The sequence below is a fragment of the Roseibacillus ishigakijimensis genome, assembly GCF_016595415.1.
Classification (GTDB): domain Bacteria; phylum Verrucomicrobiota; class Verrucomicrobiia; order Verrucomicrobiales; family Akkermansiaceae; genus Roseibacillus; species Roseibacillus ishigakijimensis.
In genome coordinates, this window is sequence record NZ_JAENIO010000003.1 from 127,861 (window position 1) to 143,560 (window position 15,700).

Annotated in this window: 9 protein-coding genes; 3 read left to right on the forward strand and 6 right to left on the reverse strand. The window is 59.1% G+C overall.

Features of this window, described 5'->3' with window-relative positions; genetic code table 11:
• The first annotated feature begins 156 nt into the window (after positions 1–156).
• Positions 157–1,491 (forward strand): dicarboxylate/amino acid:cation symporter, encoded by a 1,335-nt coding sequence (locus JIN78_RS02035; protein WP_200390263.1) that lies wholly within the window; start codon positions 157–159, stop codon positions 1,489–1,491.
• 38 nt (positions 1,492–1,529) lie between these two features.
• Positions 1,530–2,936 (forward strand): cysteine--tRNA ligase, encoded by a 1,407-nt coding sequence (gene cysS / locus JIN78_RS02040; protein ID WP_200390264.1) that lies wholly within the window; start codon positions 1,530–1,532, stop codon positions 2,934–2,936.
• Between the two features lie 39 nt (positions 2,937–2,975).
• Here the strand turns inward: cysS and JIN78_RS02045 are convergent, their stop codons facing one another.
• The 5 genes from JIN78_RS02045 to JIN78_RS02065 form a co-directional block, all read right to left on the reverse strand.
• Positions 2,976–4,769: a DUF5060 domain-containing protein gene (locus tag JIN78_RS02045; RefSeq protein ID WP_200390265.1), complete on the reverse strand. Its 1,794-nt coding sequence runs from the start codon at positions 4,767–4,769 to the stop codon at positions 2,976–2,978.
• Positions 4,770–4,974: 205 nt separating this feature from the next.
• A complete protein-coding gene (locus JIN78_RS02050) occupies positions 4,975–5,799 on the reverse strand; it encodes a PEP-CTERM sorting domain-containing protein (RefSeq protein WP_200390266.1) in 825 nt (274 codons plus the stop codon).
• A gap of 141 nt (positions 5,800–5,940) precedes the next feature.
• Positions 5,941–7,563 (reverse strand): sulfatase-like hydrolase/transferase, encoded by a 1,623-nt coding sequence (locus JIN78_RS02055; protein ID WP_200390267.1) that lies wholly within the window; start codon positions 7,561–7,563, stop codon positions 5,941–5,943.
• The gene (locus JIN78_RS02060) at positions 7,560–9,059 is read right to left on the reverse strand and encodes a sulfatase family protein (RefSeq protein ID WP_200390268.1); all 1,500 of its coding nucleotides are present in this window, start codon (positions 9,057–9,059) and stop codon (positions 7,560–7,562) included. Before JIN78_RS02060 ends, JIN78_RS02055 begins: the two co-directional genes overlap by 4 nt.
• Positions 9,056–11,302 (reverse strand): 3-keto-alpha-glucoside-1,2-lyase-like domain-containing protein, encoded by a 2,247-nt coding sequence (locus tag JIN78_RS02065; RefSeq protein ID WP_200390269.1) that lies wholly within the window; start codon positions 11,300–11,302, stop codon positions 9,056–9,058. Before JIN78_RS02065 ends, JIN78_RS02060 begins: the two co-directional genes overlap by 4 nt.
• Positions 11,303–11,464: 162 nt before the next feature.
• On the opposite strand from JIN78_RS02065, the gene JIN78_RS02070 reads away from it, so the two are divergent.
• The gene (locus tag JIN78_RS02070) at positions 11,465–13,096 is read left to right on the forward strand and encodes an Ig-like domain-containing protein (RefSeq protein ID WP_200390270.1); all 1,632 of its coding nucleotides are present in this window, start codon (positions 11,465–11,467) and stop codon (positions 13,094–13,096) included.
• Positions 13,097–13,165: 69 nt separating this feature from the next.
• On the opposite strand, the gene galB is transcribed toward JIN78_RS02070, so the two are convergent.
• Positions 13,166–15,640, reverse strand: coding sequence for a beta-galactosidase GalB (gene galB, locus JIN78_RS02075; RefSeq protein WP_200390271.1), 2,475 nt, complete (start codon positions 15,638–15,640; stop codon positions 13,166–13,168).
• Positions 15,641–15,700: the final 60 nt, after the last annotated feature.

A 15,700-nucleotide genomic window follows, 5' to 3' on the forward strand; every position in this document is an offset into this window, starting at 1 on the left:
AGTGCGGCTGAGATGAAGCTTTGGGAAATCTCTCCCTCCTTTCGATAGTTGAGTAGAGAGTTGTTCAACGTGCTTAATGAGAGTTCTTTATATTGTTTCGGAAAAAGGGAAAAATTTTTAGCTTTGCAAGCCAAGGGGAATCGATTGAGTGGGGGCATGAAGTTGAAAGGGAAAGATCACTGGTGGATTCTGGGAGCGCTTGCCATTGCCGTGGCCTTGGCGATCGTCCTGAGGTCCCTGCCCGAGAGTCAATTTACTATCTTTGTGGTAGAGGGGAGCCGGTTTCTGGGGGACCTGTTCAAGCTGGCCTTGAAGATGTTGATCGTTCCTTTGGTCACGACTTCTGTGATTGCGGGAATTTCCAGCCTGGGGGCGATGGAGGGCTTTGCCCGCTTGGGTGGTAAGACGATCGCGTTCTATGCTTTGTCTAGTTTTCTCGCTATCGTGATGGGTCTGATTTTTGTTAATCTTCTCCAACCCGGGTTAGTTGAGGGCGAACCCAATGCGGTATTGCGGGAGGTCTTTAGCGAAAGCGAGACCCGGGCGGGGGAGTCCGAGCGAGGAACGATCGAACAGGCGGTCGGCAATTCCGATCGTAAGGCTGGGGATTTGCGGGATCTCTTTCGCAAGATGTTTCCCGAGAATATATTTGCTGCCGCCACCGACAATGGCCAGTTGCTGGGATTGATCACCTTTTCCCTGCTCTTTGCCATTGCCATGACGAGGCTTCCGGCAGAAGAGGGGGCCTTTCTCTCTCGCACTTTCCAGGGACTCAATGAGGTCATGGTCACGGTGACTCGGTGGGTGATGGCTACTGCTCCGGTGGGCATATTTGGCCTCATCCTGCCCGTGGTTTATGACACTGGCCTCGATCTCTTCGCCAAGATGGCCCTTTACTTCGGCACTGTCCTGGCCTCCCTGGGCTTTCACTTTTTCATCACCCTGCCGGCTCTTCTCTTTTTCCTCGGGCGGGTGAATCCTCTCGCCCATTTCGGGGCCATGAAGACCGCATTGGTGATGGCTTTTTCCACCGCCAGTTCTTCGGCCACCTTGCCGGTGACGATGCGCAATGTGCAGGAGAATTCGGGGGTCTCCAAGCGCACCAGTAGCTTCACCCTCCCTCTGGGAGCGACGGTAAACATGGATGGCACGGCACTCTACGAATGCGTGGCGGTCATCTTCGTGGCCCAAGTGATGGGGATCTCGCTGGGCTTTAGCGAGCAATTCGTCGTGGTGGTTTCCGCCCTTCTCACCAGCGTGGGGGTGGCGGGCATTCCCTCAGCCAGTCTGGTGGCCATTTTGCTTATTTTGAAAAGTGCCAACATTCCTGGGGCGGAGGCCGCGGCCTTTGCCATCCTCGCTGTGGATCGGCCCCTCGATATGTGTCGCACCGCCGTCAACGTCTTTGGCGACTCTTGCGCGGCCGTGGTGGTGGCCCGCTCAGAGGGGGAATCTTTGCCTGCTCTGACCATCAAGGGCGCGCAAAGCTGACGGTTGCACCCCTCGCCAAAAGCCGCTAAGGCTCGCCCGTGCGTTTGTTTGATTCCATGACCCGCGAAGTGCGGGAGTTGCAACCGGTCGATGGCGAAACCTTCCGTTTCTATTGCTGCGGGCCAACCGTTTACGGACCTGCCCACATCGGCAATTTCCGCACTTTCGTGATGAACGATGTCTTGCGGCGGGTGCTGGAAATTGGCGGCCTGAAGACCTTCCATGTGCGTAACATCACCGATGTGGATGACAAAACCATTCGCGATTCCCAGGCTGCGGGAGAGAGTTTGACCTCCTTCACTGGGCGCTGGTTGGAACAGTTTCATCATGATTGCGAAAAGCTCAACTGTCTCCCTCCCCACCTCGAGCCCAGCGCGGTGGCGCACATTCCCCAGCAAATCCGAATGATTGAGGAATTGGTCGCCAAAGGTCATGCCTATGCGCCCGGCGATGGCTCTGTTTACTTCAAGATTTCCTCCTTCCCAGGCTATGGCAAACTCTCCCGCCTGGAGACCCGCGAGCTCGATCTGGGAAAAACGCAAGAGGACCGGGCCGGGGAACTGGCCGATGAGTATGAGAAAGAAAGCGTATCCGATTTTGTCCTGTGGAAGGGCCGACGCGAGAGCGACGGCGAAAACTTCTGGGACAGTCCCTGGGGGCAAGGCCGCCCGGGCTGGCACCTCGAGTGCTCGGCCATGATTCGCGAATATCTGGGTGAGACCTTCGACTTGCACGGCGGGGGAGAGGACCTGGCCTTTCCTCACCACGAGAACGAAATCGCGCAAAGCCAGTGTGCTTGCGGGGGGGACTTTGCCCGCCACTGGTTCCATGGGGCCCATCTGCTGGTGAATGGCAAGAAGATGTCGAAGAGTGCCGGGACGGTCTACACGCTCGCGGATTTGGAGGATAAGGGCTTCACTGCTGCCGAAGTGCGCTACGAACTTCTGAGCGCCTACTACCGGAAGCAGGCCAACTTCACTTTCGATTCCCTCCACGCCAAGAAGGAGGCGTTGGGCAAACTGGCCAAGGCCGAGAAAGAGCTGCGGCAGAGAGTGGGGGCGGAAGAGATTCCCAACTACGAGGATTTGCGTGGCTTGGAAACTTTTGGAGTCTTTCAGGACGCTTGGGCCAAGTTGCAGGATGACCTCAACACGGCGGCCGCGATTGGGCAACTTTTCACCGGCTTGAAGAAGGCGGGCACAAAAGAGGACTGGCTGGGCTTGCATGCCCTGTTGGCTGCTCTGGGGCTGGCCCTGCCCGAGATTGCTGAGGGCTCGGAGGCTGAGATTCCTGCCCCAGTGCGCGCCCTGGCGGAGGAACGCTGGGCTGCTCGCACGGCCAAGGACTGGGCCAAATCCGATGAACTCCGCGATGCCCTCAAGGAGCTTGGCTGGGTGGCCAAGGATGGCCGGGAGGGCTATGAGCTGGAGCGGATCGAAGGCTGAGGGGCTTGATTTTCTCTGGAGAGCATTGGGGCGAAGGGCTTACCTAGCGGTGAGGAGGATCACCCAATCGCGCTGTGGCTCGGCCGGGGCTTCCCCCAACTCCACGGTCTGCCCTCCGTTGACCACTTCGAGGGAGCCCGTTTGCAAGGGGCCTCCACGCCGGGGATTGAACCACTGCACGGTGAACTCACCGGGAGCCTGCTTCAAATCCACCCGCAGCTCCGAGGCCGCTTTCTTGCTCAGGATCAGATAGTGTTTTCCCGGTTGCGCGAGGCAGTAGCCTTCCCCGCCGCTGAGGAGTTCATTGTGGTTTTCCATCTCAAGGAGAGGCAGGTCTTGCTCGCGGAAGAATTGCAAAGCGAGACGGCATTGGTCCCAGAAGAGGTCGCGGGAGCGGTAGTCCTGGCAGGTCAGGTCGGAGTGCGGAAATTGGTAGCCGAAATACCATTCGCAGCCCCAGCCTCCGGCGAGAAGCTGTCCCCAGAGGCCGTTTTGGCGGGCATCATCATGCTCGGGATCGGTCTCGTCCGGAACGAGCGAACGCTGGGCATCCCCGGGTTCGTCACAAGCCACCATCCATTGTTTTCCCTTGGCCCGGCTGGCGGTGAGGATGTTGAGAGTGGACTTGGGCACATTGCGGAAGTCGGGTTGCCCGGTTTGCAAGGAGGCTCCGTGATAGGGTGAGTCCGGCCCGTAAAGGTCATGGGGCCACTGGCCGTTGTGAATCACGATGGGGTGCTCGTAGGGATCCAGCGCTGCCAGATGACGCCCCATCGCCAGCCGTTGCGCGGTCGTTTGCCATTTGGCTTTGTGATGCTTGCCCCATTCCCCGTTCTCCTCCCCCATGTTCCAGTTTAGGCCCGGGTGATGGGCGAAGCGGGCGATGAGCTCGCGATAGTAGAGCTTACGCATCGGCCCGGTGTCCCCGTCATCCAGCAGGGTTTCGTTTTCTGTTTCCTGGGTCTTGAAATGGAGAAACAGTCCCTTGCTGGTGGCGTGCTCAAAGACTATCTCCCACTGGGCCAGGCGGGAGATATCGAATCGAAAGCGTTCGTCGTAGCTGAGATAGGGGAAGACATTGCGGTCGTCGCCTTCCACATTGAACGTGAGAAAAGAGACCGCGTTCAGTCCTTTGCCCGCGAGGTAGTTGATGGCTCCGATAAGACCCTTTCCTTTTCCCTCTTTCCAAGTGGGATCGCCTTCCTGCCAGTCTTGCTCGTGGGGTTGCCAGCTTTTGATGAGGTTGTCCTTGTGTCCATCGCTTTTGAAGTCGCCATCGAAGTCGGCGTAAGCCAGCAAATTCTCCGGGGCATCGGAACCTTGTTTGAGAAAGATCTCTCCGGTGCCCAAGGTGATAGGGTAACGATGGCCGGCGTAGGCGAGACGGCCGAGGGCCCGGAAGTCTGGGGCTTGCTTGTCACTGGCAACGACGTGGAGCGTGCCCTGTTGGCCGTCGCAGAATCCGCCTGCCGTGCCCGCCAGGGGATTGTCGGCGATGGCAATTTCTTCCCCGGCTCGGAAGGAGGCGGTCCACTGCCAATCACCGGTTGACGGCGGCGAGAAGTGCACCCGCCAGCAATTTCCGGCCTCCGCCGAAGTGTGCGCGGCATCGCCGTCGGCGGCGAAGTAGCCGGGCACAACCAGAGTGGTGTCTCCCTGGGTGAAGGTGACGTCGAGTCGATAGTCGAGAAAGGGATTGGGCTCTGCGGTCTCCGAGGTTTCCGGTCCGACAAAGTCGAGGGTGACCTTGTGCCATTGTTGGGGCGCAGTGGCTCCCTGGCTGGGCCCGGGTAGAAAAAGCGGTGAAATGAGTATGGGTAAAAAGCGAAGCATGGAAGGTCTCGATAAGGTTGCAGGGAAGAGCGGGAAAAGCTCGGCTCCCGATGGAAAGGAAGATGTCTTCTTCCAGGCAAATCTTGCAGGAAGAAAGCGCTCTTTTGACCCAATCCGGGAGAGGCGCGAGCGAGGGAGGGAGAAAAAAAGCGCAACCCGATCGGTTTGCGCCTGGTGAGGGGAGCCTTCTGAAAAAAGGGGAGGGCTACTTCTTGCGGCGGAAGGCCAGGAGCCCACCTGCCAGACCGAGGAGGGCCATGGAGGAAGGTTCGGGAATGGTGATGTGGGAGATCTGGAAATTGTCCACTTGCGCGAAAGCCGTGTTGTGGGGGAGGTTCTGCTCAGTGGTGTTGGCATTGAAGAGTGCGAACTGGGGCCCGAAAGAGGTGATGCCGTCGTCTACCATGGCCTGGGTGATGACCAGATCCTGGGTGATACTGAGGACATCGCCTACGCCCGCGTTGGTGTAGTCATCCCAAGTGGTGTTGTAGGTCGGATAGGCGGCGAAGCTGGCATCCTTCAGGTTCCAGTTGACTGCCAGAGCCGAGGTTTCCGAGCGAATGGCTTGGACATACATGTCGAAGGTGACCCGGTAGATATCTCCAACCACGGGAGTGATGGTGATTGGGGTCGGTTGATTGTTCTCACCGCCGACGGTGGTGATGGGGCCCACCGAGAGAACGCCGAACCCGCCTCCGTTGAAGGTGTGGAGTTGTCCGACCTTTCCCGCTGCCGAGGTGAAGTTGGCATCGGCAATGGTTCCATAGCCGCGCATGCCATTGCGGGTGGCCAGGTTGGCTCCTGGGCTCGCGTAGATTCCTCCACTGGCGGCATCACCATTGGCGTTGGTGTCTCCTATACTGGAGTTCGCGTTAAAACTGGTCCAGGGGTTGCCCTCCGCCGTCACGAGAGGCGCTTGGTCGGGCAGGCTCTCGAAATCGGCGGAATAAATGACGCTGGTGGCAGCCTGGCTGGAGAGGGGAGCGGCGAGAGAGGCGGCAGCTATTGACAGGATTTGTGTGGTTTTCATAGGAGGTGGTTTTCGTGTTTTTACAAGCGTGCGTGGCGTTGCCGCCGACGTCGCTTACTCTGGCTATGTGCTTCAGAGGCTTGCCCGTGCAGAAAAACAGGGGGTGGCAGTGAATCGCTCGGGACGCGCTTTATCCTCTTTTTACTTGGCATTAGTGCCTGGTGGGAGGGGGACCACGGCCGGGTGCTCGCTTGCTCCGTAGGCGGCGGTGACGGCCTCCTGGCATTGCGCCCGCAGGAGGGCGAGGGTGGGCGCGTGCTCTGGCTGGGTCGCCAGGTTGCGGACTTCGTGAGGGTCGGCCTCGAGATCGTAGAGTTCTTCGTAGACCGGTTCCTCACCCGCGATGGAGGCCGTGCGCCATTGTTGGTAGCGTTCGCGCTGCTGGGGGGAGACCTGATAGAGGCGCACTCCTTGCACGCCCTCCAGCTCTTGCCACTGTGAGCGAGGATTGGCGAAGTAGCGGATATACTTCCATCTTTGGCTTCGAACCGATTCGATTCGGGGATTGCCAAAGTAGGTGGACCACAGGTTCTCGGCAAAAGCATACTGCCGCCAAGGGATTTCCTCGTTGCGAAGGAGGGGGAGGAAGCTTGTTCCTTGCATCGCAGCGGGTATCTCTTTTCCCCCAAGGTCGAGCAGGGTGGGAGCGAGGTCGATGGATTGCACCAGTTCCTGGCGCCGTTGGCCTCTTTGTTCGCGGGGCAAATGGGGATCGAAGACGATGAGGGGAACCGCCAAGCATTGTTCGTAGTTTAGCGCCTTCCCTCCTAGACCTTGCTCGCCATTGAAGAGGCCATGGTCGGAGGTGAAGATGATGATTGTGTTGTCGGATTCCCCCAACTCGTCCAGTTGTTGGCGTAGTTGTCCCACCATCCGGTCGACTCCGGTGATGGTTTGGAAGTGGCGCACGCGGCGTTCTCGCACGGTGGCGGGGGTGTCGACCCAACTGTAGCTTTCCTGTCGAAAGGCGGTGTGGAGGAGGTCGGCGGGCAGTTTGGGTTGGGAGATGGCCGATTTTGCCAGGTAGTGGGGTGGCAGCGGCATCTTCTCCATCCCCTCGCGGTAGGCGGTGCGATAGAGGTCATCGTCGGTGGGCAAGAGCTGCATCGTGCTCGTGCTGGAGCCATGGGGGACATTGAGGCAGATGCTGAGGCAAAAAGGTTGGTCCTGGGGGCGGGTGGAGAGAAATCGCTCCGCCCCACTCAGATAAGAGCTTTCCTTGCCCGCCAAGAACTCATGGACTCCTTCCTGAATGACTTCCACCTGGGTATCGTGCTTCGCATGGCGAAAGAGGCGGTGTCCTTTCTTGGGATAGAAGCGGAGGTGGCCATGCGCGGCATACCAAAAGTCGAAGGAAGCCTCCATAAGCCCGGTGTCGTAACCGCGCGCTCCGATGGGGACGTGATTTTTTCCGACATAACCAGTGAAGTAGCCGTTCTCCCGCAGGAGGACGGGATAACTTTTGGCCCAAGCCGCTTGGGAGAGGGCGGTGCCAGAGTTGAAGTTGATCCCGTGTTTGCGCTCGTATTGCCCGAGGAAATAGCAGACCCGGCTCGGGGTGCAGATCGCGGAGGTTACCGAGGCCTTCTCAAAAAGCACGCCCTCGGCTGCCATTTGGTCGAGATGGGGTGTTTGGACGATGGGATTTCCATAACAACCCAGATCCGCCCGATTGTGGTCGTCGGTGAGGATGAAGATGAGGTTGGGGCGTTCCTCCGCGATGAGAGGGAGGAGGAAGAGGAAGGGGAGAATTTTGCTAATCATGGCACGGGTGGGGGCGGGACTTGCTGCACGGTGGGAATTGTATTCTTCCGGTAGCGGCGATAGCTTTCCAGGAGTTCCTCGACCCGCTCTTGCTGGTCTTCCCGATGGATGAGGTTGGTCGCGTGAGTTTCCCTTTTGTTTTGCGCGAGGTTATAGAGCCCTACTGCTTGCAATTGGGCGGGGTCGTAGTCTCGGGAACCCTGCATGACGAGTTTCCAGGGGCCCTGGCGGATGGCATAGCTGAAGCCGCCTGCAATGGAGCCGTGCAGGAGGACGGTGTGGCTTCCGCGCGCCTCTTTTCCCTGCCAAAGAGGGAGGAGGTTGAGGGAATCTTTGATTTGGCTTCGGTCCAGCGCTTGCCCCGCCAGGGCGGCCATGGTGGCCACCATGTCGTGGGTCACGATGGGCTCGTGGGACTCGCTTCCGGGTGGAATCACCCCGGGCCAGACCGCGAGGAAGGGGACGCGATGGCCGCCTTCGAGGATGGAGCCCTTGCTCCCGCTCCACCCGTTGCTGGCGTCATGTCCGGCCTGGCGCATTTCCTGGTCGATGACCAGTCCGCCATTGTCGGAGGTGAAGACAAAGAGGGTGTTTTCGTAGACCCCGGTTTCCTGCAAAGCGCGAATGAGCAAGCCCACCTGGAGATCGAGTTCCCGAATCATGTCGCCATGTTTGCCTGCAGTAGTGCCAGCCAAGGCGACGCCGGCCAGTTGCTCGGGCGCGGTGTGGGGGATGTGCACAGCTTGGCTGCAATAGTAGAGAAAGAAGGGTTCCCGGGCCCGGGAGGAAAGATAGGCAGTGGCCTTTTCAATCAAGAGGGGGCCGGCTTGAAAGGGATTCCAGTGAGAGTCTCCCCAGCCCTCGTCATGCTCGTGTTTGTTGCCCACATGGCGGGCATAGCCGAGCTGCTCGGCAGAGAGGCGCACGAAGCGGGAGTCCTCGGCTGCTTTGAGCCACTTCCTGTTCTCGTAAAAGGCGAAAGGCTCATCCTGAATTCCCTGCGGAAGCTCCAGGGCGTAGTCGAAGCCAAAGGCAGTCGCTCCCTGGGCGAGAGCCGTGTAGTCCTCCTTCTTCGTTGCGCTGCCGAGTCCCCATTTGCCAAAGAAGGCGGTCTCATAGCCGCCAGCCTTGGCCAAGCGAGCGATGGTGGTGAAGTGCGGGTCGATGCCGCTGTCGCTGCCGGGGTTCCAGACTCCCCACGGCCCTTTTTTGTTCCGAAAGGAATAGTTACCGGTCAGCATGGAAAAGCGGGTGGGGGCGCAAAGTGAGGCGGGGGAATGAGCATCACTAAAGCGCATGCCCTCCTCAATCAAACGGTCCAAATGAGGGGTCTCGACGGTTGGGGGCCGATCGGGATGAAGCTGCCGCTGATAGAAGCTGAGGTCACCGAGACCGATGTCGTCGGCCATGACGAGCACCACGTTGGGACGCTTCTCCGCCCCTGACGCGAGAGTTGTTTGTCCGCAGAGGAGGAGGCAAAGGAGAGTGTTTTTCATTGCGCGTTCTTCTTGTGAGGTTTGAGTTTGCGGACTTTGACATTGCGAAACCAGACCTCGTTGCCATGATCTTGCAAAAGGAGGTTTCCTGCCTTGAGCCCGAAGTCCGGCAGCTTGGCAAATTTGCTGGCTCCATAGGCCTCGTTCCATTCTGGAGAGCCGATTTTGATAGCGACCACTTGTTTTCCGTTGAGCCAATGAGCCAGCGACTTGTTTTTCGCTACGATGCGGCTGGTATTCCACTCTCCGGCGGGGCGGTAGCAGTTGTCGTGGAGGCGAGCCTGGATTTCGTAGAGGCCGCCGGTGCGCTGGCGGGGATTCTTGCCTGCCGGGTGCTTCTCGTCATCGAGAATCTGGTATTCCGGCCCCAGGCTCTTTTGGCAGCGGTATTTGACGCCGCTATTTCCACCCTCGGAGACTTTCCATTCGAAGCTGAGTTCGAAGTTCTTGAAGCTGCGTTTGCTGAGTAAGTTGCCGCCCTGGGGTTTCAAATGGACCACTCCGTCCGCTATCGTCCAGCCCCCGGCCACGGGCTTGCCTTGAATCGTCCATTCCGAGAAATCTCCCTGGGCAAAGAGATCGATCGGTGCGCCCGCTGCCTGGAGCCCATCGGGAGACTTTTCCGGGCTCAATTTGACCGGGGCTTTGATGCGTTTGCCAGACGCGGTGAAGAGCCGTTCGGCTTTCGTGCCAGGGGCGTCATGGGCACTTTCGTAAAGATCGAAGGAGGGAAGGATAGCTTCGAGCCGAGCTCGTTCCGTACGGTGGGCCGGAGAAATCTGTTTCCAGTCAGTGATTTCGGGAAAGCTGATGAGGTCGCCAGGAACAGCGCTGACGTCCCACCACTTGTCGCGGGCGTCCTTCATCACCTTGTGACCGCGGATGAGCTGTTTGCCAAAGTAGTAGGCATAGATCCAGTCACGGTGTTGCTCTTCCTCGCCGTAGAGAAAGGGAACCAGGCTTTTGCCATTGTGTTCGTAGTCAATAGGAATCTCGTAGCCGGTGAGTTCGGCAAGAGTGGGGAGGAAGTCGGAGAGATTGACGAGGATCTCTTGCTTTCCTTTTTTGCTCAATCCTTTGCCATGGATGATGAGAGGGACATGGGTTCCTTTTTGCCGGTCGGGGCTATTCTTGCCATAGCCACCGGAGCCATTGTCGGAGGTGAAGATAAAGAGCGTGTTGTCGGCAATGCCCAGCTCTTCAAACTTCTGCAGATATTGCCAGACTTGGTAGTCGAGGTAGTTCAGGTGGCGGTGCATGCCGGGCTCGGTGACGGTGCCATGGGTGTCGTAGTTCCCCTTGTTGCCGGTGATTTTGACCTCGCGGCGTTCATAGCCTTGGCCGTTCCAAGTGACGACCGGAGTGCCAGGCCAGCTGCTCTTGGACTCCGGATGCAACCAATCATAGGCGTCGTGGCCGAGATGGCTGCAATGGTAGATGAAGAAGGGTTTTTCCTCTTGGACCTGACGTTCCAAGTAGTCGAAGGCGAAGTCGAGTTCGACATCGGGGCCGTAGGTCTGGGGACCGAATTGGGCGCGGGATTCCTCGCTATCCGGCCACCAGTGATAGCCCTTCTTTCCTCCAGGATTGAGCAACTTGACGTGGGGGTAGAAATACCAGCCGTGCTGCCAATAGGTATCCACGGGTTTTCCGGTATCGGCGCAGAGGAGGATTTTTTCGCCAGCGACCATGGTGGGGACGTGCTTGAAGTCGGTGTAGGGGTTGTCGCGGTCGCTGAGCGAGCCGGGGGTGAAGCAACCTTCGTCAAAGCCAAAGCGATCGAGGTCGCCGGCCATCTGGGTTTTGCCGGCCCAGAAGGTTCCGTAGCCGGCTTTTTGCGCCAAATGGCCCAGTTGGAGGGGGGAGCTTTCGTAGAGGGGCCAGACTTCCTGTTTGCCGTTCGCGCGGGTGACCATTCCCTTGTCCTTGTTGTTCCACCATTTGTGCAGGTGGGCGTAGCGACCGGTCATCATCATTGCCCGGCTGGGGGAGCAGACCGTGGCGGCCCAAGTGGTCTCCACCCAGCAGCCCTCTCGGGCCAGTCGGTCGAGCACGGGCATGTGGGCCTGCTGCGCGGGGTCGGAGGTGTCTTCGCGGAAGGGGTCGGTCCAGGTGGTGGAGCCGTAGAGCGGCAATTCGCGCGCACTGATGTCGTCGGTGAGGAGGAGCACGATGTTCGGCTTCTCGGGCCTGGCGGTGACGAACTGGAGAGTGGCGGCGAGGACCGCGAAAGTGATCTTCATTATCGAGGGGAAATGTCTCTGAAGGGTGATTTGTGCACTGGGCAAATACAAATCTTGCGGCTTGTGCTCCGGGGAGAGCGGGCGTGCGTCGATTTCCGGGCAAAATCGCGCCTTGCGGGCAGTGAAAAGGACAACTGAATCCCACTCTGCCTATCCGGAACGATGAAATCTGCTGCCAAACTCTCACTCTCCCTTTTTTCTGCGGTCTTGTCTCCTGCTCTGCTCGCCCATCCCCATCATGAGGGTGAAGCCGAGACCGCGGCCTCGGTGGGACCGGTGGCCATCGGGCTTTTGCCGGGCTTGGGGACTTCCGCGCTGACGGGGAAGTCCCGTGCCACACTGCCTCCAGAGCGGGTGATGGAGGTGCTGGAATTCGAAATTGGAGTCGAGATTGGCTCGCGGGCTTTTCACGACACTTATGGAGGCGATTTGAAGCGAGCGCGGGCAGCTGCGGAATCACTCATTCCAAATCTGGACCGTCGTTTCCTGCCGGCGGCTGGCATCAAGCATCGGCTTGGCAAGGTTCTCATTCGCACCGAGGCCGAATCTGACCCTCTGCGTGATGCGGTGCGCAAGGGGGATGTCGGCGGGTTGCGGGCCTTTCGTGATTATTGGAACAAGAATGCGGGCGAAGTGGGCAAGGAACACGATTTGGCGGTTTATCATGTGCATTATGCGCCTTCGGGGATTGCCTATGTCAACACGGTGGGCTCGGGGAATCGCTACGCCCTTTCTTGTGGCCGAGGAGAGACCAGTTGGGCCGATGGCACGATTGCGCACGAGTTTGGTCATTCCTGGAATCTTCATCACAACAACAAGTCTGGCTTCTTTTACGAAGCCCGTCCTCGTGATGGCCGGGGGGCCCGGAGCGCAGAGGGGGCCAACTATCACGTCAGCATCATGCACGGGGGTGGCAATCACAACATCGGGCGGCTCTCAACCGAAGAGGCCTATCGCGTCTACGAGACCCGGCAGCGGAAGCGGCAGTTTGGCGATCCAGTCGCCGAGCCCGGCGAGATCGCTCCCTTTGGCGCTTACGACCGGGCGCGGGCTGAGGATGGGCAAGCGGTGACCATCGATGTCATTGCCAATGATTACGATGCCAATAATGATGTCCTCGATGCGCAACTGCTGGATGAGGTTAGTTATCACGGGGGGCGTATCCAGCTCTCGTCTGCTACCGGTCCCGGCGGACGCAATGAGGTAATTTACACTCCTCCCCGCAACTTTGTAGGGGAAGATTTCTTCCATTATCTCGTGGTCGATGCCACTGGGAAACGCGATTGGGGGGCGGTCTATGTGACGGTGAGCGGGCCGGTTTCGGTCGATTTGGAAGAGACGGCCTACCACTATGATTTCGGGACCGATTCCTCGCCGGTGCCAAGCGATTGGACGGGGATCACTCCTGGCACGAAGGGTGATATTTCTTGGCAAACCCACCCTACCAAGGAGCTGCGGGCGGTGGATGAAGGCGCGCGCGGCGGGGTCAATGAGATCAATCGCGACCATGTCACCAGTGAAGGCACGACGACCCTGAAGCATAAGATTGCCAACGGAACATGGGCCATCACTCTGAATATGGGGGCTGGCAAAGGTGATTTTGATCGCATGGTGGTGCGGGCGGAAGGTCGGGATCTGGGGAGTCCGCTTGATTCCAAGGCTGGGGAGTTTCCCTATCTGCAAGGTGAAGTGACGGTTCGCGATGGAGAACTCACCCTGACCTTTGCGGACTTGGGGGGAAAGAGTTCCCGCTGGGCCGTGACGCGGCTTTCCCTGCAAAAGGTTGCTCGCTAAGTGAGGGCCGGGGAAAAAAAGGGCTGGTCGCGGTGACCAGCCCTGGCAAGTGGAGAATCGCGCGTGGTGTCAGGGGGCTGCGATGGTCTCGATGGTCGCGGAAGCGGCGGTGAGCCCTCGGGCTTTGGCGGTGAGGGTGATTTTGCCACTCTTGCCTCGCTGGCTTTGCACCACGACGAGAGCCATGCCATTGAAGGCGCTGCGGGTGTTGCCTTGGAAGGATTCCAGAGAAGTGGAATCTCCGTTGTCCACGGCCACGATTTTTCCAGGGCCTTCCACTGTAAAGGTCAATGAATCGTTGGCAAGGGGGCAGAAGTGGCCTTCTCCATCCAGGACCCGCACGGTGAGGAAAGAGAGGTCAATGCCATCGGCGGCGATGGTCTGCCGATCAGCGGTGACCTCTAGTTGGGCGGGAGCGGCCGCAGTTTGAATGCTTTTTTCCGCAACCTGCTGGTCGTCCTGATAGGCCACCGCTTTCAGTTCGCCGGGCTGGTAGGGCACCTCCCAGGAGAGGCGGTAGGGGGAGGCGTAGGAGCCTTCCTGCCAGTTTTTGAAGTCGACGATCAACTCGGTGGGGTCCTCGCCTTTCACCTTGCGCCCGAGGGACTGGCCATTGAGAAAGAGCTCCACTTCTCGGGCATTGGTATAGGCATAGACTGGAATGGTTTCCCCTTCCCGGCCCTCCCAGTTCCAATGTGGGAGGAGGTGGACCATGGGATTGTCCTCCACCGTGGTCCATTGGCTTTGATAGAGGAAGAAGCGGTCTTTGGGAAAGCCGCAGAGGTCGACGGCGCCGAAGCTGGAGGAGCGGGCGGGCCAATCATCATTCCAGTAACCATTGGTGGAATTGTCGCGGCCACCATAGGGGGTGGGCTCGCCAAGATAGTCGAATCCGGTCCAGATGTATTCCCCGAGAACGCGGGGAGTCTCCGCCAGAAAACGGAACTCGATGTCTGGGGGATAAGCCCACACGGGGCCGATCAAGTCATAGGAAGTGACATGGAGGGAGGGGTGGGTGTCATATTTCTCGATAGGCAAATGATACACGCCCCGGGTGGAGGTGCAGGAAGAGGTTTCCGAACCGAGGATGTGCCAATCGGGATGAGCCTCGGCGACTTCGGCATAGGCGAGGGGTTTGTAGTTGAAGCCCGGGATGTCCACTTCGGCGGCGAGACCATTGGTGACACTAGCGGGGTAGTAGTTGAAGCCGGCCGAAGTGGCGCGGGAGGGGTCTTCGTCTTTGCAGATTTGGTGGAGATGGCGGGCCAGCTTCCAGCCGTCTTTCTGGCTTTGTTCGAGGATTTCGTTGCCAATGGACCACATGATGATCGAGGGGTGGTTGCGGTAGGCCCGGATCATGTCGCGCAAATCGCGTTCGTGCCATTCGGCAAAGAACTTGTTGTAGCCGTTGGGGACCTTGGCCATTTCCCAACAATCAAAGGCCTCGCATTGCACGAGGATGCCCATGCGGTCGCAGGCTTGCAGAACCTCGGGGGAGGGTGGGTTGTGGGCGGTGCGGATGGAGTTGATCCCCATTTCCTGCATGATTTCCAACTGCCGTTCGATGGCCCGGGGATGGACGGCCGCCCCTAGGGCTCCCAGGTCGTGGTGCATGCAGACCCCTTTGATGGGCACGGGTTGGCCGTTGAGGTAGAGGCCTTCGCCGACCACGTAGTTGACGTCGCGGATGCCGAAGGCGGTCTCGGTGCGATCGAGTTCGGTCTCTCCTTCGAGGACTCGGGTGACGGCGGTGTAGAGGGCGGGGGAAGCGAGGTCCCAGAGCTGGGGCTGCGCGACGTCGAAGGCGAGGGTGGCTTCTCCGCTTTCGTGGGGAGCCAGGGCCAAGCGGCGGCTCTCTTTGGCGACTTCCCGTCCCTCGGGATTGGTGAGGCTGACCTCCAGGGTGATTTCCCGGCGTTTGTCACTGCTGTTTTTGATTTCGTTGGCCACGCGCACTTCGCCGCGTTCGGCCGTAGCGGTGGGGGTGGTCACGAAGGTTCCCCATTGGGCCACATGAACGGGGTCTTTCACCTCAAGCCAAGTGTTGCGGTAGAGCCCGGCACCGGGATACCAGCGGGAGGAGAGGTCTTCCGGCTGGAGGCGCACGGCGAGGGTGTTTTCTCCCTCCAGGTTGAGGTAGGGGGTGAGGTCGTATTGAAAGCCGATGTAGCCGAAGGGACGGTTGCCAAGGAAGTGTCCATTGAGCCAGACGTGGGCATCATACATGGCACCATCGAATTCGAGGGTGACCACCTGGCCCTCCGCGTGGTCCGGCACGGTGAAGGATTTGCGATACCAGCCGGTGCCGTGAAAGGGCAGCCCGCCCGCCCGGGCGTTGTACTGGATGTCGAATGGGCCTTCGATGGCCCAGTCATGGGGTAGGGCGAGTTCCCGCCAGGTGGAGTGATCGTAGCTGCTTTCCTCGGCTCCGGGGGCCTGGCCGCGGTGGAAATACCAATCGGTATTGAAGGATTCGCGGGTGCGCCCCTGGGCCGAGAAGGAGAAAAGATAACTAATTGTTAGAGTGAGTGCAAGCCGGGTCATGGATTCACAAGGTAATGTCTCTCCCAAGAGGCGGAGTGAAAGAATCTTGTGGCTTTTTCG

Excerpts from the sequence above, each read along its gene's own strand:
- JIN78_RS02035 (WP_200390263.1), top strand. The coding sequence starts at position 157 with ATGAAGTTGAAAGGGAAAGATCACTGGTGGATTCTGGGAGCGCTTGCC.
- JIN78_RS02045 (WP_200390265.1), bottom strand. The coding sequence starts at position 4,769 with ATGCTTCGCTTTTTACCCATACTCATTTCACCGCTTTTTCTACCCGGG.
- JIN78_RS02050 (WP_200390266.1), bottom strand. The coding sequence starts at position 5,799 with ATGAAAACCACACAAATCCTGTCAATAGCTGCCGCCTCTCTCGCCGCT.
- JIN78_RS02055 (WP_200390267.1), bottom strand. The coding sequence starts at position 7,563 with ATGATTAGCAAAATTCTCCCCTTCCTCTTCCTCCTCCCTCTCATCGCG.
- JIN78_RS02060 (WP_200390268.1), bottom strand. The coding sequence starts at position 9,059 with ATGAAAAACACTCTCCTTTGCCTCCTCCTCTGCGGACAAACAACTCTC.
- JIN78_RS02065 (WP_200390269.1), bottom strand. The coding sequence starts at position 11,302 with ATGAAGATCACTTTCGCGGTCCTCGCCGCCACTCTCCAGTTCGTCACC.
- JIN78_RS02070 (WP_200390270.1), top strand. The coding sequence starts at position 11,465 with ATGAAATCTGCTGCCAAACTCTCACTCTCCCTTTTTTCTGCGGTCTTG.
- galB (WP_200390271.1), bottom strand. The coding sequence starts at position 15,640 with ATGACCCGGCTTGCACTCACTCTAACAATTAGTTATCTTTTCTCCTTC.